Consider the following 18841-nt stretch of genomic DNA (forward strand, 5'->3'; position numbering starts at 1 on the left):
CTGCGGGGTGACGGGCGGGGGGCCCGCCCGCCCGCGGCTACGGGAGGCGCCAGTCCACCGGCTGCGCCCCTTGGCGCGCGAGGAGTTCGTTGGCCTTGCTGAAGGGGCGCGAGCCGAAGAAGCCCCGGTCCGCCGACATGGGAGACGGGTGGGCCGACTCGATCGCCGGGAAGTCCCCCAGCGACGGACGGAGATTGCGGGCGTCGCGGCCCCACAGGATGGACACCAGCGGGGTGCCCCGCGCGACCAGGGCCCGGATGGCCTGCTCGGTGACCTCTTCCCAGCCCTTGCCCCGATGAGCGGCCGGCTTGCGGGGCGCGGTCGTCAGCGCCCTGTTCAGCAGCAGCACGCCCTGCCGCGTCCACGGGGTCAGGTCGCCGTTCGACGGGCGGGGCAGGCCCAGGTCCGTGTGCAGTTCGCGGTAGATGTTCTCCAGGCTGCCCGGAAGCTGACGAACCTCGGGTGCCACCGCGAAGCTCAGCCCGATCGCCATCCCCGGCGTGGGGTAGGGGTCCTGACCGACGATCAGCACGCGCACCTCGTCGAAGGGCTGCTGGAACGCGCGCAGCACGTTCGCCCCCGACGGCAGATACGTACGGCCTGCCGCGACCTCCGCCCGCAGGAAGTCCCCCATCTCGGCGATGCGTCCCGCCACGGGGGCCAACGCCTGAGCCCATCCGGGCTCCACAACTTCGTTCAACGGTCGCGCAGTCACAGCCTCACCCTACCGGCGTAACGACGGGTGTCCTGCGCCTCCCCCGCCTGCGGTGACCGCACGGCCCGGGTGCGGTCCACCGCGACGTCTCCGGCTCGCCGCGCAGGGCCTGGGGATAGGCTGCCGCCGTCATTCCTCTGCTGACGGGAGCCGCTCCATGGAGTCACACGGGCATGCGGCCGGGGAGTACGTCCTCGGCGTCGACTCGGGCGGTTCCGGGCTGCGGGTTGCGCTGGGCACCGTGGCCGGTGAAGCGCCCCTGGCCACGTCGGAGTGCGACGAGCCGGTGCGGACCGGCCCCTCCGGCATCGACGCCTCCCACCTACTCGACCAGCTGCTGCCCACCGTCCGTCGGCTGCTCGCCCGGCACGGCGGAGGCGACCGGATCGCCACCGCCGCGATCGGGGCGGCCGGCATGGCCACGCTGGGCGACCAGCTGCGTGCCGAACTGCCCGCGGCCCTGGCGGACGCGTTCGGTCTGCGGCAGCTGGCACTGGCCGCCGACGCGGTGACCGGGTACGCCGGAGCGGTCGGCCAGCGGCCCGGCGCGGTGGTGGCGGCCGGTACCGGCCTGATCGCGCTGGGAACGGATCTCACGCAGTGGCGAAGGGCCGACGGCTGGGGGCATCTGCTGGGTGACAGCGGAGGGGGTGCGTGGATCGGGCGGGCCGGACTCGACGCGGCGATGCGCGCCCACGACGGACGGCGCGGGGGCTCCCCGGCCCTGCTGGCCAGACTGGAGGCGGTGTTCGGCCCGGCGCCGGAACTGCCCGGCCTGCTCTATCCGCGTACCGACCGGCCCGCGGTCCTGGCCTCGTTCGCTCCCGAGGTGGCCGCGTGCGCGGCGCACGACCCGGTCGCCGAAGGCATCCTCCGTGACGCCGCCGGGCACATCGCGGAGGCGGCCGCCGCGGTGTGCCCGAAGGCGGGTGCGGGCGGCGCGGGATGCGAAGTGGCTCTGACCGGTGGCTTGTTCCGGATGGGCGAGCCACTGCTCGCACCGTTGCGCGAGGAGCTGGCGCGACAGCTCCCGCAGGCCCGGGCGGTCCCCGGTTCGGGTGATCCGCTGATCGGTTCGCTGCGCATCGCGCAGGCGCTCGCCACCGAGGGGCTTCGGCTGCCACTCCACGCCACGCTGCTCCGGGTCACCGTGTCCCCGCAGGAATCCGGCACTTCCCGGGGGGCGACAGAGCAGGGCAGTCGACCGGTAAGCCGCTGATCGGATAAATGCGGACAGACAACGCTCGACCGGCCCCTCCCCGAGCAGTGGGGTACCCAAAACCAGTAGCATGCGGCGCCATGAGCACCCCCACTGGGCCCGCTTCCGGCCTGCCTGTACGAATGCCGCGACCTCGCCAGTCCGGACGGCACCGCCGCCCGGAGCCCGTGGTCGCACCTGAGGGCGCTGCCGCGCTCGTTCTCGCCGTTCCCGGTACCCCTTCCCCGGCCAGCCGCGGTCTGGCCGAGGAGGTCATCAGCATTGCCCGCTCCGAGCTGCCCGGTCTGAACGCCCTGATCGGTTACCTCGACGGCGACGACACCGAGTACCCCAGCCTTGCCTCCGCTCTCGCGCACGCCGCCGCCGAGCGCGTCGCGCGCTTCGAGCAGGCGATGGCCGTCGGCCGTGAGGTCGCCGAGCCCGAGGGCCCGGCCGCCGTCGTGGTGCCGCTGCTCGCGGGACCCGACAGCACGCTGGTCCAGCGGATACGCGGCGCGATCGAGGACAGTGGGGCCCCGGCCGAGCTGACCGATGTGCTCGGCCCGCACCCGCTGCTCGCCGAGGCGCTGCACGTACGCCTCTCCGAGGCGGGTCTCGCCCGCGCGGACCGCGCGAGGCTGTTCACCGTGGCCACGGCCGCCGACGGCATCGTGCTGGCCACCGTGGGCGGCGAGGAGGCCGTGCAGGCGGCAGGGATCACCGGCATGCTGCTGGCCGCACGCCTCGCCGTGCCGGTGATGGCCGCGGCGCTCGATGTCGAGGGCTCGGTCGCCTCGATCGCCGAGCAGCTGAAGGGGTCCGGGTCGGTGCAGCTGGCCGTGGCGCCCTACCTGGTGGGCCCCGAGATCGCCGACGGGATGCTGGACGCCGCGGTGAAGGAGGCCGGCTGCGCGAGCGCCGAGCCGCTCGGCGCGTACCCGGCGATCGGCAAGCTGGTGCTGTCGATGTACATGTCCTCGCTCGGCATCGCCCCGGCGGTGGCGCAGGGAGCCCAGGCGCACTGACCCGGGCCGGGAGCCGGGTGCGCCGTCCGTCGCGGAAGCGGGACGGACGGCGCACCGGCCCGTCCGGGACACGCGCAGGCCCCGGGACCCGTTCGCGGGTCCCGGGGCCTGCGCCGTTCCTCAGGCGAAGATCACGCAGGAGGCCGCTGGGACCTCCAGGGACCCTTCCGGCGCCGGGATGCCGGTCTCCGGGTCGACGGCGAACCAGCTGACGTCCCCGGACCTCTCGTTGGCGGCGTACAGCCGCCGGCCGGACGGATCGAGGGCGAGGTCGCGCGGCCAGTGCCCGCCGCAGCTCACGGTCGTGATCAGGGACACCTGCTCGCCCGTGGAGTCGAGGGCGAGCACCGAGATGCTGTCGTGGCCCCGGTTGGCCACCCAGAGGAACCGGCCGTCGTGCGCGACGACGACCTCGGACGGATAGCTCGCCCGGCCGGCGTCACCGCTCGCCCCGGCCGGCAGTACGGGCGTCTCGCCGACCGCCTCCAGGACCCCGGCGGTCGCGTCCCACCGGCACACCATGACCGTGGGCTCCAGCTCGTTGAGCACATAGGCGTGGCCGCCTGCGGGGTGGAACGCGAGATGGCGCGGGCCGGTGCCGGACCGCAGCACCGTCTCGCCGTGCGCGCGCAGCTCCCCGGTCTCCGCGTCGAGCGCGCAGATCCGTACGGAGTCGGTGCCGAGGTCGACCCCGAGCACCCAGTTTCCCGACGGGTCGGGAAGGACCTGGTGGGCGTGCGGCCCCTCCTGGCGTTCGGTGACCGGGCCGCTGCCCTCGTTCGCGAGTACGCAGGAAGCGGCTCCGAGCGAACCGTCGGCGAGCACGGGCAGCGCGGTGACGCTTCCGGAGCCGTAGTTGGCGGTGACCACGTGGCCGCCCACGAGCGCGAGATGGGTGGGGCTGTCACCGTCGACCGGCCGGAGCTCGCCGAGGAGCCGCGGAACATCGTGGCTGACGTCGAGGGCCGCCGCCGCACCCTTCTCCGTCTCGCTCACCGCGTAGAGGACCGCGCCGCCGGCGCCCCGGCCGAGCGCGAGGTACGAGGGGTCGGGTACGGCGTCCGTCGCACCGAGGACGGTGAGCGCCCCGGTCTCCTCGTCCACGGCGGCGACGGTGATGCCCCGCCCGCCCGCCGAGGTGAACGACCCGATGTATGCCCGTCCGGCACCGTTGCTGCTGTCCACCGCACTGCCTCTCTCCGCCGACTGATCACGACGACGACGGCCGCCGCGATCTTCCGCGGCGACCGTAGCAGTGTCTCCATCTGGTCTGGACCAGGGGTGCGGACTCGGCGGTACGGAGTCGGGGGTGCGGGGTCAGGCCGGGAGGAGGGGTGCGCGGCGCGGGGCGTGCAGGGGCGCGGCCAGTTCGGCGAGCGCGCGCTCCAGGCTGTGCAGGTGGGCGAGCGCGGGTTCGGTGGCCGCCGAGTGCGCCGGGACGCCCCCGGCCGCTGTGGCACGGGCCGGGCGCTCGGGCGCGGTGAGCGCCTCCACGGCGCTCTCGACGCGCCAGCAGGCGGCGGCGAGCCGGGCGTCGTGGGAGGCTTCCGGGTCCGCCGCGACAGAGGCCAGCCCGCGTACTTCCCGCGCGCAGTCGTCGAGCAGGGCGAGCACATGCCGTGCCCGTCGCTTGCGGGCCCTCATCGGGTTGAGCGGGTGCACCAGGGGCGCGAGCGACAGGCGCACCCGGCCGAGGATCGCCTCCAGCTCGGCGACGCGCCGCGGCGGGTCGGCTTCCTCGCTCCCGGCGAGCCGTGCGGCGGCCTCCGCCGTGCACGTGTGCACGCACCGCAGCGCCCGCTCCACCCAGACCTCGGTCACCGAGTGCGTGGTGACCGGCAGCACGAACAGCACCGCCAGTACGGCACCGAGCGCCCCGGCCCCCGTCTCGGTCACCCGCAGCACGAGCAGATCCGCGTCGAGCACACCGAGCAGCCCGTACAGCATGCTCGCCATCACGGTCACGGCCAGCATCATCCAGGTGTAGGAGACAGCGGCGGAGTAGAAGATGCCGAACACGCTGATCGCCACGACCACGGCGGCCACGACCGGCTCGTGGTGCAGCGGCACGGCCACGGCGAAGCCCAGACCGATTCCGAGCACGGTCCCCAGGAATCGCCTGAACCCGCGCACGACGGTCTCGCCCCGCGAGGTCGTGGCCACGAACACCCACCAGGTGGCGCCGACCGCCCAGTACCAACGCTGGTCGGAGAGCACCTGCCCCACGGCGAGCGCGAACCCCGATCCGAGCGTCGCCTGCACGGCCTGGCGTGTCGTGATCCGCGCGAGCCCTGCTCCCCCGGCCGGAAGGGCGACCGCCACGGGTGCCGCGAGCCGCCGCTCGTAGCACCACGCCCCGAACCGCACCACCGACGACGCGACGAGCGACAGCAGCACCGCCGCGTACAGCTCGGGCAGCTTGCCGGGAACGGTGTGCAGGAACTGGGCGGAGAAGTAGGCCATGAAGCCGAACACGCCCAGCGAGTGCCCGCGCGGCCCCCACCGCCGGGCGTACACGCCCGCCCCCACGACCGCGAGGAACGCCAGGTCGCGGGCGACGGGCACATCGTGCAGCGCGGCCGCGAGCGTGAGGACCGGGAGGCCGACGACGGGGAGGAGCGCGGTCGTGACCGCCTGTCCACGCACTGTCGGGTCGGTCACCGTGAACAGCGCGAGCAGCGCGGCCAGACCGCCGGTGATGGCCGCCGCCAGGGAGTGCCCGGCCGCCCCGCACAGCGCCACGGCGAGCCCGATGCCGAGCACGGCTCTGGACGCGAACCGCAACCGGATCCGCCCCGGATCGTGTGCGATGAACGCCCTCTTCAGCACGTGGCCCCGCCCCTTTCGCGCATGCATCAGCGCAGACATGAAAAAGGCGCCACAGAGATCCCGGGGGACCCGCAGCGCCATTGATAGAGCCATTTCAGCACCTGAAGAGCTAATGGTTCAACTTGAACCACCACCTATGGACCAATGGCTCATGATCACCCCACGCTGCCGGGCCACGGCAGAGCCAACGGATCAGGCTGCCACGACGTCCGCACCCACCGGACCCGCCGGAGCAGGGTGGCCGTTCACACGGCGCGTGGACCGCGCCAGGTCCACCGGGTCCCGCTCGCGGCGCCGGGCCCGCGCAGGCAGTCTCAGTGACGGGGGACCTTCGCGCCTGCCTGGACGGCGCGTCCGGCTTCGGCCCATCGCCGTCCTTCCGCCTTGAGGCGTTCGTCGCCGAGCGCTGCGCCGTCGGACTTGAGTTTGGCCCCCTTCGCCTTCATCGCCAGGGCTCGGATGAGTGCGGCGTGCCGTTCCATGTGTTCGCTGGCCTCCGCGTCGTAGCGTGCGGGCCGCTTGGCATCCGGCCCGTGTGTGACGGGATACCCGCGAGAGCCGACTTAAACCGGAATGCACAGTTCTGTCAGCAATCGATGCTTCCCCCCCTGCCTGCTCCGGGCGGCACCAGGCCTCCACGCCTGCACGGCGCTCGCGCTTGCCGGCACACGACGCCGTGAGCGCCGCGCCCAGGTCAGGGCCAGGACCTCAGCGCCTGGACCGCCAGGAGAACGCAGAACGTCAGCTGCACCGCCCCGATGGCCCGGTGCCCGATGCGCAGCAATACGACGGCCGTGATGCCGGCCGCCAGGGCCAGAGCGCCGAAGCCCAGCACCGGCGCCCGGTCCAGGGGCGGCATGCCGGTCGCCGTCCGTCCGGAGCCGGAGCCCATGCGGTCCAGTCCCCGCACGGCGAGCACGATGACGACCAGCAACCCGGCCGCCGCGTCCGCCGCCATGACGAGGAACAGAAGACAACCTGCGGTGAGGGCACGCTCTCCGCCGGAGGGCTGCTTGTCGGCACGTTCGGTCATGGCTCGACGATCACCCGGAACAGACCATTCCGAACGGGCCGTAGCCGACTCGCAACCGAGGCGTGCCCGGCTCTTCATGCCCCGACGAGCCCGGCATGATCCGAACGAGGGGACTAGTGCACCGCCGTGTCGTCGGGCCAGATGCCTATGTGATCGGTCTCCAGCTCCAGCATCACCCGGTCACGCATGCCCAGGGCTTCGGTGTGGTCGGCGGGCAGCTGCAGGCGGCCCGCGCGGTCCAGCATCGCGTATTCCCTGGCCACCACTGATTCCCGGCCCGTCGCGTCGACCTCCGTGCGCCGCAGGGTCTCCGTGGAGGTTCGGCCGTCGCGAATGGCCACCGTGCGGCGGACCTCGGAGGCCACCGACTGGTCGTGGGTGACGATCAGGGTCGTCGTGCCGAGCTCCTGGTTCGCCATCCGCAGCGCGGCGAAGACCTGTTCGGCCGTCTGGGAGTCGAGCTCTCCCGTCGGCTCGTCGGCGAGCAGCACCGACGGTTCGTTCGCCAGGGCCACCGCGATGGAGACGCGTTGCTGCTGGCCGCCGGACATCTGGTGCGGGCGGCGGTCGCGGCAGTCGGCCACCTCCAGCAGCGAGAGCAGTGACTCGGCGCGCGCGGCCCGTTCGGCCTTCTTCCTCGTGCGGCCGGCCAGCTGCATGGGCAGCGTCACGTTCTGCACGGCGCTCAGGTACGGCAGGAGGTTGCGTGCCGTCTGCTGCCAGACGAAGCCCACCACCTCACGCCGGTAGCGCAGCCGGTCCTTCGCGTTCATGGTCAGCAGATCACAGCCGGCCACCTTCGCCGCGCCCGCCGTCGGCTCGTCCAGACCCGCCAGGACGTTCATCAGCGTCGACTTGCCGCTGCCGGACGCCCCGACCAGCGCCATCAGCTCTCCCTCGCGGACCAGCAGGTCGAGCCCTTGCAGCGCCTGCACCTCGACTCCGTCCGTGGAGAAGATGCGGACCAGACGGTCGCAGGTGATCAGCGCGTCGTGGCCGTACTCGGGCCGGTCGCGCCGGGCCGCCGCCCGGCGCTCCAGCTCGCCGAGGGTGATGCCCGTGGAGGTCTCGGTCATCGCGTGTCTCCTGCCCTGAGTTCGGTCGTTGTCGTACGCCGGGTGATCACCCAGGCCTGCGCGGCGGCCACCGCCGACGCGATCGCCACCAGGGCGAGCGCGGGCAGCAGCAGGCTCAGCGGATCTGCGCGCAGCTCCACCTCGCCGAGCGACACCGCCCGATCGGCCAGGGCGAGCCGGCCGAGATCGATTCCGGGAGCCAGCAGCAGGATCGCCACCCAGCCCACCAGCGCACCGCCCACGGCGGCCAGCAGGGCCTGCGGGAGGTTCTCCAGAATCAGCAGACGGCGCCCCTGCCTGCGAGTCAGGCCCATGGTGCGCAGCCGTCCCAGCAGCGCGGCCCGCTCGGCGGAGGTCTGGAGCAGTGAGAGCACCAGCGCGAGCACCGCGTACCCGGCTCCCACACCCGCGGCCACCGCGTAGATCCGTTCGGCGCCGCTCTGCACGGGTGACGTCGTGAATCCGGCCCGTTCGGCGGAGCGCAGCTTCACCGTGGCGGAGCCCGCTGCGCGGGCCGCTGCCCCCAGGTCGGCGCCGGCCACGGAGGGCCCGGATATCAGCAGCATGGAGGCGGGGTGCCTGCCCGGCAGGCCGGCTGCGTCGATCACCAGGAAGTCGCCGTCGGTGGCGGCGGGCGTGGTGCTGCGCACCATGTCCACACGGACCGAGAACGGTTCCGCCGCCGAGCCGATCGTCGCCGTCCCGCCACGCAGCCGCTCGGCGACTGCGGGCGAGGCGAGCGCGGGCAGCACCCCGGAGGACTTCCGCAGTTCGGCGGCCCGGAACGGACCGAGGCCGGTGCGGCCGGCGAGACGCGCGTACGAATCGGGGTCGACGGCGAGCAGGGTGACGCGCTCGAGCCTGCCGTCCCGCAGGTCCAGGTCGTACTCCCGGTGGACGGGCGCGACATCGCTCACCCCGGCCACCTTCCGTACCGTCCCGGCCAGCGCGTCCGGCAGCCCCTGGTCCGCGTCGATCCGGGCATCGGCACCGATCGCGGCCAGGGACGCCCGGTCCCGGGCGTCGGCGACACCGGAGAGTACCGAGCCGCCGAACGCCGTCGTCGTCAGGGCCACGAGCAGCGCCAGCAGCGGAAGCACGGTGGAGGCGGCGGAGGAGCGGCCCGCACGGGCGAGCGAAAGGAAGCCGACCGCACCGCGCCGCCTCGCCATCGGCAGCGCCGCGAGCCGCAGGGGCAGCGGATACAGCCGTACGAGCAGCAGCGCGGCGATCACACCCACCAGGACCGGGGCGGCGCTGATCAGTGCGTCCGCGTCGCCGTCCGAGGTGCCGCGGCGCCGCAGCGCGGTGACCGCTGCCACGGTCAGCACGAGCAGCGTCAGTTCCGCCACGGTCCGGCGGCGGGAGGGCCTGGCCCGTACGAGATCGTCACGGTCACCGTGCAGGCGCGGCCGCCGGTGCACGAAGGCCGCCCGCAGCGGCAGCGTGGCACAGCCGAACAGTGCGACCGCGGCCGAGGCGAGCAGCGCCGGCAGCGTCCTGCCCTCGGGCACGGCGACGAGCGCGAGCGCGCAGCCGAGGGCCGCGCCGGTCAGCACGGGCACGGCGACCTCGGCGAGCAGCCGCCCCGCGATTCCCCGGACCGATCCGCCCCGTGAGCGGAGCAGCGACAGCTCGGCGTGCCGGCGCGAGGCGGCCAGGCCGCCGGTCATCAGCAGGACGACGGCCGCGACGCTGCCGACGCCGAAGGCGGCGACGGCGACCACGGGCTTGAGGGCGGCACGGATGCCGTCGAACTCGACGAGGACGTCGTCCAGGCCGGAACTGGTCTCCAGCCACGGCGCGATCTCGGTACGCAGCGCGCTCTGCAGCGGGCCGTGTTCGAGGGAGGCGATCGTCTGCTTGATCCGGGGCAGGCCGGCGATGTCCATCCCGGCCGGGTCGGGCGCGATACGCCAGTAGGCCTCGGTGTCCACGGGCATGGACAGCAGGATGGGTGCCGCTTCCGGGGCCAGCAGCAGCGAGCCGTGCCAGTACGGCAGTGGGGGCTGATCGGGCGTGTGGAGGTAGGTCGGCGTGCGCAGCACGGATTCGACGGACCAGTAGCTCTGCTGCGGGCGCAGCGGCTCGACGATGCCGGTGACCCGCACGGCGAGGGGTGCGCCTTCGGCGCGCGGCACATGGATGGTCGAGCCGACCTTGATGCGCAGCGCCCCGGCAGTGGCGGAGGTGACCGCTGCCTCGACGGTGCCGGTGGCCGGGGTGACGGACCCCGCGGTCGCCCTGGGCATCCGTCCGGAGACCGGCGTGGAGTGCTCGGCGACCGCGGTCTGGGCGGACAGGGTGAATACCGGCAGGCCGCCGTTCAGCTCGGGCAGCCACGTGTCGGTGACCTCCACCGGCTTGAGGGTGCGTGCTCCGTAGGCGGACTGGCGGGTGTCGACGCGCAGGGACCCGGGCAGGGCGGCCAGGATCTGCCGGTAGTTCTCGGTCAGCCGACGGGCCCGCAGTGCGTCGGTACGCGCCTGCGGTCCACCGTCCACGTCCTGTCCGGGATCGCTGCTCAGCTGGATGACGGTTCCATCCGGTGAGGTGGCGCTCACCTCGTGGCGCAGACCCCGGCTTTCGTACGCGTCCACCGCGCCCGGGAACGCCGCGGCGAGGAACGAGGTGACCAGGACGAGGAGCAGCAGGGCGGCGGCGGACCCCGGCGCTGTACGCAGCCGGGTGCGGACCCAGGGGGCAGCGGTCTTCATGTCACTCGCCTCCCTGGACACGCAGCGCCGCGGCGGGATCGCCTCGGCGCATCGTCCACATCGCCACGATGAGCACGGGTGCGGCGGCGACTCCCGCGACCAGCAGCGCCACGCGCCCGAGCGGCAGTTCCACCAGCACGCTCGGAGCGGGTTGTGTGGCCTGTCCGGTCAGCACGATCAGCGGTACGACGGCACGGGTGAGCACAGCGCCGAGGGCCACCCCGATCAGCAGCCCGAGCGCGATCAGCAGTGACTGCTCGACGGTGAGCAGCCGGGCCAGCTGGCGTCGCGGGGCGCCGAGTGCCCGCAGGACAGCGAGCTCCGCCGAGCGTTCCCGCTGCGTTCCCACCGTGCTGACCGCGAAGCCGACCGCGGCCAGTGCGGCGGCGACGAGCGCCACCGCGAGCAGCGCCGACTGCGGGCCCGCGCCGAGCGGATCGTCGTGCAGGTCCTCGGCGATCTCGTCGCGGACCTGGATCTGGGTCGGGTCGATCTCGGCCCTGTCGCGCAGCGCCGCCGCGACCTCGTCCGCGGCTCCGCGCTCGGTGAACAGCCACCATTCGGTGGGCGGGAACGACGAGTCGGGACGGGTGGCGAGCACCCGGTTGACGGCGCGCAGATCGATCAGCAGCGCGCCGCCGTCGGTGGCGGGCGTGGCGGCCGGGTCGAGGGCGCCCGCCCCGGGTCCGGTGGTCGGAACACCGCGGAGCGTGCCCACGATCTTCGCCCTGACGGCGCCTCCGGGCATCGGGATGTCGATCAGGGACCCGGTCTTCGCTCCACTGGATTCGAGGAAGCGGTCGGTCGCGAGCGCGGCGGGCAGAGCCGGCTTCCCGCGCTTGGCCGTGACCCGGACGGTGACCCTGCGCTCGGGGCCCCACTGGTCCTCGGACACCGCTCTGCCCGTGTGGTAGGTGACGTCGAGGGGTGTACGGGACGACGAGCTCACCGCGGTGATCGCGGGGCCGCGCTCGTTCCGGGAGAGGTCGGGCTCGACGCTCGCCGTGGCCCTGGCCTCCCACGCCGGCCCCTTCGGCACGGTGACCCGCCGGGTGGCGCCGTCCGCGGTGACCGAGCGCATCGCGCCGATCGTGAGGCGCTTGGCGGCGATCCGATCCGGGTAGCCGGTTTCGTCGAATTCCACCCCGGTCAGCGCCAGCGGACCCGCCGGCCTTCCCGCCGGGGCGTCCGCCGCCTTGGCGAAGTCGACGGTCAGCGCGTGCGGCTTGCCGTCCGGCACGGGTGCGTCCGACTCCAGCCGGTAGGACACCCCGAAACGGTCCTCGAAGGTGAGAGTGATGGCGGTGCCCTCTCGCTCGTTCGGGCCGTCCGAGGCGGCGCTCAGCGTGACGTCGAGGACGAGGCGGACCGTGTCATCGGGCAGCAGTACACCGGCGCGTGCGGTCCTCGCCGGGGTCAGGGTCCTCAGCAGTCCGCCCGGGTCGGTGTCGGCCAGGTCGCCTCGCAGCCGTAGTTCCCCGCCTGCGAGCCCGGTGTCGAGCGCGAGCACGGTGGCCTGGCGTCCGCCCGAGAGACCGAGAGCGGTCCGGGCGGCCGGCGCCACTGCCCGTACGCCCGGCATCCCGTCGTACACACCGCCCTGGCCGAACCGGGAGGTGCCGCTGCCCAGCACGCGTACCGGGGCGCCGGCCCGGAAGTCCGCCTGGTCGTCCTGCGAGCGGTCCCAGGACGCGCCCTGACCGATCGCCAGCATGCCCATCGCGACGGCGAGCACCAGCAGCAGCACCGGTCCCGCGCCGCGCTGCGGTCTGCGGCTGATCTGCCAGCCCGCCAGCGAGACGGTCAGACCCCGGCCCGCGGTCGCCCGCCGCTCGGCGAGTTTCGCGGTCGGCGGCAGCAGCCGCAAGGTCAGGACGGTTCCGGCCAGCAGCGCCAGCGCCGGCGCCACGACGAGCAGCGGGTCGATGCCCAACGCGCCCTCACGGTCACCGTTGAGGGCGCCGCCGCCCGAGGTACGCCGGTCCAGCTGCCAGAACGCGACCGCGGCGACGACCACGAGGGCGATGTCCGCGCCCGTCCGCAGCGGGGCGGGCAGCGTGCGGCCTCGGCCGCGTGCCGCCACTGCCGCGGTGAGCGCCGGGGCCACCACGGCCGCGGCACAGGCCAGCGCCGCCGCCACGCCGACCAGCCAGACCTCCGCGGTCGGACCGGTGTCGACGCTCAGCCCGATCCTGGCCAGCAGCCCCTGGCCGGCGAGCAACCGGGTCAGCGGACCCGCGAGCAGCGGCGCGCACACGGCGGCGGGCAGCGCGAGCAGCAGCGCCTCCAGGGCGGAGAGCGCGGCGAGACGGCGACGGGACGCGCCTCGGGCCAGCAGCACCTGGGCCTCGCCCGCGCGTTCCGTGCTCAGCAGCCGGGCCACCAGCAGCAGCGTGTACGCGGCGAGCAGCACCAGTTGCAACGAGATGATCAGGAGGGTCGCCCTGGACACGAGCAGTGCCCGCTCCAAGGAGCCGAGGACGTCGGGCAGCGAGGTACGCGTGGTGACGTCGCTCTCCAGCCCCGGCTGGGCGGCGAGGAACTTCTGGCTGTTCTTCGCGGCCGTGCGCAGCGAGTCGATCCGGTCGGCGCCGAACGCGGTGAAGTCGGCCGTGGCCAGCCAGGACAGACCGCCCTGCGTGACCCGGCCGGACCCGAAGGCCGCGGTGTCGGTCAGCAGCGGCCCGTACGTCATGAACGAGTCCTTGTGCACGCCGCGCCCGCCCAGCTCGTCCAGCTGCCAGTACGGATCGTTCCGGTCGACGGGACGGTAGACGCCGGTGACGCGTATGCGCACGGCGGGACCGCCGAACCGGTCGGTGAGGGTCATGACCCGTCCCGGCTCCAGTTTCAGCTGCTTCGCGGCGACCTCGGGCACGGTGACCCCGACCACGTCATCCTGTCCCGCGGTCGGCCAGGCGCCCTTCGACAGGCGGACCCGCGAGCGGTCGGCCAGAGCGAACGTGGTGAGGTCGGGTTCGCCCGCGCGGGCGGCCGCCGGCTGCAGACTCCGCGGCAGCGCGTACGGCCCCGAGCGGTCGAACTGCCGCAGGGTCACCGGCAGCCCGTCGAAGGACTGCCTGGCTCCGCGCCGGACCGCCTGTGCGGCCGCGGCGCGGTCCGCGCCGGGGCTCTCCGCCTTGATGATCAGCGAGGCGGCGGCCGCGTCCCTGGTCTGCAGGGCGTGACGCAGACCGGCGTCCCCGACGGAACCCGCGAAAGCCGCGAGCGTGGCCAGCACGGCGGTGGTCAGCAGGACGGCCAGCAGCGCCGCCGTGACCAGCAACCGGTGTGCGCGGACGCGCAGAAACACAAATCCCGTCACCGGTCTCCCCCGAAGCGCCTTGCACACATCCCCCGAAAAATCTTTCGAAAGGGATGTTTACAGAGAGTGCGACCAGAGGGCACCACTCTCCCCCACGACTTGACCGAATTGTGACCGCATTTCGGTGCGTGAGTACCGGAATGCGGAGCTCCAGCCGTGCGTCAGACGTGCTCGACGATGTGGCCGTCGTTGAGTTCGAGCACCCGGTCGGCCAGACCCAGCAGCTGGGCGTCGTGCGTGGCGACCAGCGCCGTCACCCCCTCGGCCCGCACCACGGCCCGCAGCAGCTCCATCACCGCCAGCCCGGTCTCCGCGTCCAGCTGGCCCGTCGGTTCGTCGGCGATCAGCAGGGCGGGCCGATTGGCGAGTGCGCGGGCGATGGCGACACGTTGCTGCTGGCCACCGGAGAGCTCACCGGGCCGCTGTTCCGCGTGTTCGGCGAGTCCGACCAGTGCCAGGAGCAGCTCGACCCTCTCGTCGCGCTCCTTCGGATCGGTTCTGCGCAGACGCATCGGCACACCGACGTTCTCGGCGGCCGTCAGGATCGGGATCAGGCCGAAGGACTGGAAGATGAAGCCGATGCGGTCACGCCGCAGCTCCAGCAGGCCGTCCTCACCGAGGTCCGCCAGATCGGTGCCGCCCACGGTGACGCGGCCCTCGTCGGGGGAGTCGAGCCCGCCGACCAGGTTGAGGACCGTCGTCTTGCCGGAGCCCGATCTGCCCTTGAGCGCGACCAGCTCACCGGGCGCCACGTCGAAGGAGACGCCGCGCAGCGCGTGGACGGCGGCGGCCCCGGAGCCGTAGGAGCGGTGCAGGTTCTCCACACGCACCATGGGCTCCCCGTCCCTGCCCGCCGCAAGGGTCGTGCCGGAGTGCGCGCTGATGTTCTTTGCCATGAAGGGTCCCCCGTACGGAATCGGTCCGGCCAAGTATGTGCAGGGGCCTGCGCCCGGGCAATGGCGGGTGGCCGCCGGAGGTCACGCGGCCATGGCGGGCCCTGTCCGGCACCGGATGACGCGGTCGTGCGCCGCCCCTTCGGCAACGGCCCGGTCCGGGCCCTTCGCCCCGTCGCCGGGCCCGCGCAGCCCGGGGACGGGACCGCCCCGCCGCGCGGGAGGCGCGTGCCCGGGCGAGACTACCCAGGGGGACGGGCAGACGACGGGGAGAGGCTGAGGAATGGCGGCGTCCGCGAGCGATGACCTGCTGGGCGATTTTCTGGCCGACCCGGCAAACTCCGCCCTCGACCTGACCACAGCCGTGGACCGCTGTTCCAAGGCCCTCGGCCTCCAGCATTCGACGGTCTATCTGGCCGATGTGCAGCAGCGCGTCCTGGCTCCCCTGACGGGCTACGGCCCCGAACTCATCATCGACGACTCGCTGGCGGGCTGGGCGTACCGCACCCAGTCGCTGCGGGTGGAAGAAGCGGACATGGGCGGCCTGACGGCGTGGCTGCCGCTCGTCGACGGCGCGGAGCGCCTGGGTGTCGTGGCGGTGCTGTCCGCGACGCTTGACGCCGTGCTGCTGCGCCGCGCCCGGGTACTCGCCTCGCTGCTGGCCATGATGATCACCTCCAAGCGGTCCTACAAGGATTCGTTCGTCGCCCGGACCCGCACGGAACCCATGGAGTTGCCCGCGGAGATGCTCCGGGCGTTCCTGCCTCCCCGCACGATCGGTACGGCGCACGTCGTGTCCACGGCCGTCCTGGAACCCGCGTACGAGATCGCGGGGGACGGATTCGATCACGCCCTCACGCCCACGACCCTGCACGCCTCGATCCTCGACTCGATGGGGCACGACCTGGCCTCGGGCCTCGCCACCTCGGTCACCCTGGCCGCCTGCCGCAATGCGCGCCGCACGGGAGCCGATCTCCCCCGGCTCGTCGAGAGTGTCGACGGGGCACTCACCCGGTGGCTTCCCGAACAGTTCTGTACGGGGATCCTGGCCCAACTGGACCTGGCCTCCGGCGTGCTGCACTGGAGCAACTGCGGCCATCCGGCCCCGCTGCTCATCCGGAACCGTGCCCTGGTCCCGCATGCGATGGAGAAGGAAGCGGACCCGCCCATGGGCTTCCCCTTCGCTTTCGCGCCGGAACCGCGCAAGGTCCACCGGATCGCCCTGGAGCGGGGGGACCGCGTGCTGATGTACACGGACGGCGCCACCGAATCCCGGATGCGCAACGGAACGGAGTTCGGCCTCGAACGTTTCGCCGACTACGTCGTACGTGCCGCCGCGTCCGGAGAACTCGCGCCGGAGACCCTGCGCCGGCTCATCCACTCCCTCCTGGACCCGGAGAGCACGACCCTTCGTGACGACGCGACGATCCTGATGTTCGAGTGGAGGGGCCCGCCGGTCTGAACGCCACCGCGGCTTCGCAGACGTGGCTCAGCCCTGAACTCCACCGTCCCTTCGCACGACACGGTGCCGCCTGCGGGAACTGACCGACAGGGCCGCCGTCCTCCCCCGGCGTGCCCCGGAAGGCCGAGCACCCGGCATCAGGCCGCCCGGCAGCTTCCCCGGCGACCCGCCGGCGGACGGGCCGTGCACGGTGCCAGGAGCCCGCTCCGGGCGGTATGGACACACCGAGTTGACATCACTACGCTCACCCTTGGTCTAGACCGCAGCACTCTCCGGACATCACCCCACATCTCCAGGAGCGACGTATGCGCAGAAAGATCACTTCCTTACTGACCGGGCTCGGCCTGGCCGGCGTGGCCCTGCTGGCCACATCCGGCAGCGCGCAGAGCCACGGCTACACCGACGCGCCGATCAGCCGTCAGCAACTCTGCGGGATCGGCACCGTCAAGCACTGCGGCCAGATCCAGTGGGAGCCGCCGAGCGTCGAGGGCCCCAAGGGATTCCCCACCCGTGGACCGGCCGACGGCCACATCTGCTCGGGCGGCATCGGCCGCTTCTCCGAGCTCGACGACCCGCGGGGCGGAGCCTGGCCCGCCACCCAGGTCTCCGCCGGGCAGAGCTACACCTTCCGCTGGCGGATCGAGGCCCGGCACGCGACGACCGACTTCCGGTACTACATCACCCGGGACGGCTACGACCCGTCCCAGCCGCTCACCCGGGCCGACCTCGAACCGCAGCCGTTCCTCACCGTTCCCTTCGGCGGCAGGCAGCCCGGCTCGACCGTGACCCACTCGGGCGTGCTGCCGCAGAAGTCCGGCAAACACCTGATCCTCGGCGTCTGGACGATCTCCGACACGGGCAACGCGTTCTACGCCTGCTCCGACGTGAAGTTCTGACGCCGCGCCGCCCCCGGCCCCGTGCCCGCCCGCACGAGGGGCCGGGGGCGGACGTCCGGCGCCGCGGGCGGCGGTGGGCCATTGGTACAGTCGCTGCCGCGAACGACGTACCAGGGAAAGGCCGGCGGACCATGGCGGTGGACGCGCTCGACACCCGGATCCTGCGGCTCCTCATCGAGCAGCCGCAGACGAGCGTGCGCGAGTACGCGCGGATCCTGGCCATCGCCCGGGGCACCCTCCAGGCCCGTATCGACCGCCTCGAACGGGACGGCGTCATCACCGGAAGCGGCCCGTTCCTCTCCCCCGCCGCCCTCGGCCACCCGGTGCTCGCCTTCGTACACCTGGAAGTGACGCAGGGACATCTCGACGACGTGGGCGAGGCGCTCGCCGAGGTACCGGAGATCATCGAGGCGTTCTCCACCACGGGCGGCGGCGATCTGCTCACCCAGGTGGTGGCCCGGGACAACGGGCACCTGGAGGACGTCATCCAGCGACTGATCCAGCTTCCGGGCGTCGTCAGGACCCGGACCGAGGTCGCGCTGCGCGAACGGGTACCGCACCGTTTGCTGCCGCTGGTGGAGTCGGTGGGCCGGGCGGCTTCGCCCGGACGCGGCCAGGGACCGCCCGAAGCGGGTCCGCCGGAACGGCCCCGGCCGCCCGGCTGAGACCATGGCGGCCATGAACTCATCGCACGCAGACGCTCTTTCCGTCATCTTCGACCTGGACGGCACCCTGGTCGACAGTGAGCCGAACGCCTACGAGTCGATGCGTCTGCTCCTCGGACGGTACGGCGTGGCCGACTTCACCTGGGAGCGCAACGCCCGCTTCATCGGGATCAGCAACCTGGAGGCGCTGACGGTCCTGCGCGCCGAGTACCGGATCGCCGCGTCCGCCGACGAGCTGGTGGCCGGTCAGGACGCGATCTATCTGGACCTGGCACGGAAATCCACCCAAGTCTTCCCCAGGATGCGGGAGTTCGTCGAGCTGCTGCACAGGCGAGGTGTCCCCGTGGCGGTGGCATCGGGCTCGTCCCTGGCCGGGATCGAGGCCGTGCTGACGGGCACCGGCCTGGACGCCTTCTTCACCACGTACGTCTCCGCCGACGAGGTGCGGCGCGGGAAGCCGGAGCCGGATGTGTTCCTGGAGGCCGCCAGGCGCCTGGGCGCCGCGCCATCCGACTGTGTGGTGGTGGAGGACGCCGCGCCCGGCGCGAGGGCCGCGCATGCGGCGGGAATGCGCTGCATCGCGGTCCCTTACGTACCGGTGGACACCACGGATCCGGCGTTCGACACGGCGGGGCTGCTCTTCCCCGCCGGGCAGGACGAGTTCACCGCTCGGGCGGCGTACACCTGGCTGTTCCCCGGAACCGCACCGGGGCCGAAGGAGCGCGGACCGGCTGCCTGAGCCCGGCGGGACGCGGGCGGGGCTGCCGGGCCGTCACCGTCGGGGTGGCCGGGGCGAAATGACAATCGGTCGCCCCGGGTCCCCGCGCCGGATATCCTGATCTTGCCGCGTGCCCCCACCCCGTCCCCCGTTCCCGGCGAGGTCGCCGCCGCGGCAGCCGAAGCGGTCCTCGGCCCGAGCTGTTCGAGACACGTGAGCTATTCGAGATAGGTGTGCGCAGGTGCTGGTTGCTGGTCGGTACCGATTGATATCCGCCATCGGCCGTGGC

General features: G+C 73.0%; 15 protein-coding genes. 6 read left to right on the forward strand and 9 right to left on the reverse strand.

Going from position 1 to position 18841, the window contains the following annotated elements:
* Positions 1-37: 37 nt before the first annotated feature.
* Positions 38-715, reverse strand: coding sequence for a uracil-DNA glycosylase (locus ACIQMX_RS23705; RefSeq protein ID WP_328952227.1), 678 nt, complete (start codon positions 713-715; stop codon positions 38-40).
* A 157-nt stretch (positions 716-872) separates the two neighbouring features.
* Between ACIQMX_RS23705 and ACIQMX_RS23710 the strand changes: the two genes are divergently transcribed.
* Together ACIQMX_RS23710 and ACIQMX_RS23715 are read left to right on the forward strand one after the other, a co-directional pair.
* Entirely contained in the window at positions 873-1934 is a 1062-nt protein-coding gene (locus tag ACIQMX_RS23710) for an N-acetylglucosamine kinase (RefSeq protein WP_402480858.1), read from the forward strand.
* 80 nt (positions 1935-2014) lie between these two features.
* A complete protein-coding gene (locus tag ACIQMX_RS23715; RefSeq protein ID WP_363077434.1) occupies positions 2015-2938 on the forward strand; it encodes a hypothetical protein in 924 nt (307 codons plus the stop codon).
* A gap of 120 nt (positions 2939-3058) precedes the next feature.
* Here ACIQMX_RS23715 and ACIQMX_RS23720 read toward each other — a convergent pair whose 3' ends face one another.
* From ACIQMX_RS23720 to ACIQMX_RS23755, 8 genes are all read right to left on the reverse strand, one after another.
* Positions 3059-4123, reverse strand: coding sequence for a lactonase family protein (locus ACIQMX_RS23720; protein ID WP_402480860.1), 1065 nt, complete (start codon positions 4121-4123; stop codon positions 3059-3061).
* A 132-nt stretch (positions 4124-4255) separates the two neighbouring features.
* The gene (locus ACIQMX_RS23725; protein ID WP_402480863.1) at positions 4256-5767 is read right to left on the reverse strand and encodes an FUSC family protein; all 1512 of its coding nucleotides are present in this window, start codon (positions 5765-5767) and stop codon (positions 4256-4258) included.
* A 314-nt stretch (positions 5768-6081) separates the two neighbouring features.
* The gene (locus ACIQMX_RS23730) at positions 6082-6249 is read right to left on the reverse strand and encodes a hypothetical protein (protein WP_402480866.1); all 168 of its coding nucleotides are present in this window, start codon (positions 6247-6249) and stop codon (positions 6082-6084) included.
* A gap of 212 nt (positions 6250-6461) precedes the next feature.
* Positions 6462-6800, reverse strand: coding sequence for an inner-membrane translocator (locus ACIQMX_RS23735; protein ID WP_363077426.1), 339 nt, complete (start codon positions 6798-6800; stop codon positions 6462-6464).
* Between the two features lie 113 nt (positions 6801-6913).
* Positions 6914-7876: an ABC transporter ATP-binding protein gene (locus tag ACIQMX_RS23740; protein ID WP_363077424.1), complete on the reverse strand. Its 963-nt coding sequence runs from the start codon at positions 7874-7876 to the stop codon at positions 6914-6916.
* Entirely contained in the window at positions 7873-10593 is a 2721-nt protein-coding gene (locus ACIQMX_RS23745) for an FtsX-like permease family protein (protein WP_402480870.1), read from the reverse strand. Before ACIQMX_RS23745 ends, ACIQMX_RS23740 begins: the two co-directional genes overlap by 4 nt.
* 1 nt (position 10594) lies before the next feature.
* Positions 10595-13918, reverse strand: coding sequence for an FtsX-like permease family protein (locus tag ACIQMX_RS23750; RefSeq protein ID WP_402480873.1), 3324 nt, complete (start codon positions 13916-13918; stop codon positions 10595-10597).
* 161 nt (positions 13919-14079) lie between these two features.
* Entirely contained in the window at positions 14080-14814 is a 735-nt protein-coding gene (locus tag ACIQMX_RS23755) for an ABC transporter ATP-binding protein (RefSeq protein WP_402480876.1), read from the reverse strand.
* 280 nt (positions 14815-15094) lie between these two features.
* Between ACIQMX_RS23755 and ACIQMX_RS23760 the strand changes: the two genes are divergently transcribed.
* The 4 genes from ACIQMX_RS23760 to ACIQMX_RS23775 all read left to right on the forward strand — a co-directional run bounded on the left by ACIQMX_RS23760 (position 15095) and on the right by ACIQMX_RS23775 (position 18573).
* On the forward strand, positions 15095-16273 hold the full coding sequence (locus tag ACIQMX_RS23760) for a PP2C family protein-serine/threonine phosphatase (protein WP_402480879.1): 1179 nt from the start codon (positions 15095-15097) through the stop codon (positions 16271-16273).
* A 305-nt stretch (positions 16274-16578) separates the two neighbouring features.
* On the forward strand, positions 16579-17169 hold the full coding sequence (locus ACIQMX_RS23765; protein WP_402480882.1) for a lytic polysaccharide monooxygenase: 591 nt from the start codon (positions 16579-16581) through the stop codon (positions 17167-17169).
* 131 nt (positions 17170-17300) lie between these two features.
* The gene (locus ACIQMX_RS23770) at positions 17301-17834 is read left to right on the forward strand and encodes an Lrp/AsnC family transcriptional regulator (RefSeq protein ID WP_402480884.1); all 534 of its coding nucleotides are present in this window, start codon (positions 17301-17303) and stop codon (positions 17832-17834) included.
* Between the two features lie 13 nt (positions 17835-17847).
* Positions 17848-18573 carry an HAD family hydrolase gene (locus ACIQMX_RS23775; RefSeq protein WP_402480887.1) on the forward strand — a complete coding sequence of 242 codons (726 nt, stop codon included), beginning with the start codon at positions 17848-17850 and terminating at the stop codon, positions 18571-18573.
* Positions 18574-18841: the final 268 nt, after the last annotated feature.

It is taken from the genome of Streptomyces sp. NPDC091416, from assembly GCF_044756845.1.
In the GTDB taxonomy this organism is placed as follows: Bacteria; Actinomycetota; Actinomycetes; order Streptomycetales; family Streptomycetaceae; genus Streptomyces.

What these genes read in the sequence shown, in the direction of transcription:
- ACIQMX_RS23755 (WP_402480876.1), bottom strand. Translation starts at nt 14,814, where the DNA reads ATGGCAAAGAACATCAGCGCGCACTCCGGCACGACCCTTGCGGCGGGC.
- ACIQMX_RS23765 (WP_402480882.1), top strand. Translation starts at nt 16,579, where the DNA reads ATGCGCAGAAAGATCACTTCCTTACTGACCGGGCTCGGCCTGGCCGGC.
- ACIQMX_RS23740 (WP_363077424.1), bottom strand. Translation starts at nt 7,876, where the DNA reads ATGACCGAGACCTCCACGGGCATCACCCTCGGCGAGCTGGAGCGCCGG.
- ACIQMX_RS23775 (WP_402480887.1), top strand. Translation starts at nt 17,848, where the DNA reads ATGAACTCATCGCACGCAGACGCTCTTTCCGTCATCTTCGACCTGGAC.
- ACIQMX_RS23745 (WP_402480870.1), bottom strand. Translation starts at nt 10,593, where the DNA reads ATGAAGACCGCTGCCCCCTGGGTCCGCACCCGGCTGCGTACAGCGCCG.
- ACIQMX_RS23760 (WP_402480879.1), top strand. Translation starts at nt 15,095, where the DNA reads ATGGCGGCGTCCGCGAGCGATGACCTGCTGGGCGATTTTCTGGCCGAC.
- ACIQMX_RS23770 (WP_402480884.1), top strand. Translation starts at nt 17,301, where the DNA reads ATGGCGGTGGACGCGCTCGACACCCGGATCCTGCGGCTCCTCATCGAG.
- ACIQMX_RS23710 (WP_402480858.1), top strand. Translation starts at nt 873, where the DNA reads ATGGAGTCACACGGGCATGCGGCCGGGGAGTACGTCCTCGGCGTCGAC.
- ACIQMX_RS23715 (WP_363077434.1), top strand. Translation starts at nt 2,015, where the DNA reads ATGAGCACCCCCACTGGGCCCGCTTCCGGCCTGCCTGTACGAATGCCG.
- ACIQMX_RS23730 (WP_402480866.1), bottom strand. Translation starts at nt 6,249, where the DNA reads ATGGAACGGCACGCCGCACTCATCCGAGCCCTGGCGATGAAGGCGAAG.
- ACIQMX_RS23735 (WP_363077426.1), bottom strand. Translation starts at nt 6,800, where the DNA reads ATGACCGAACGTGCCGACAAGCAGCCCTCCGGCGGAGAGCGTGCCCTC.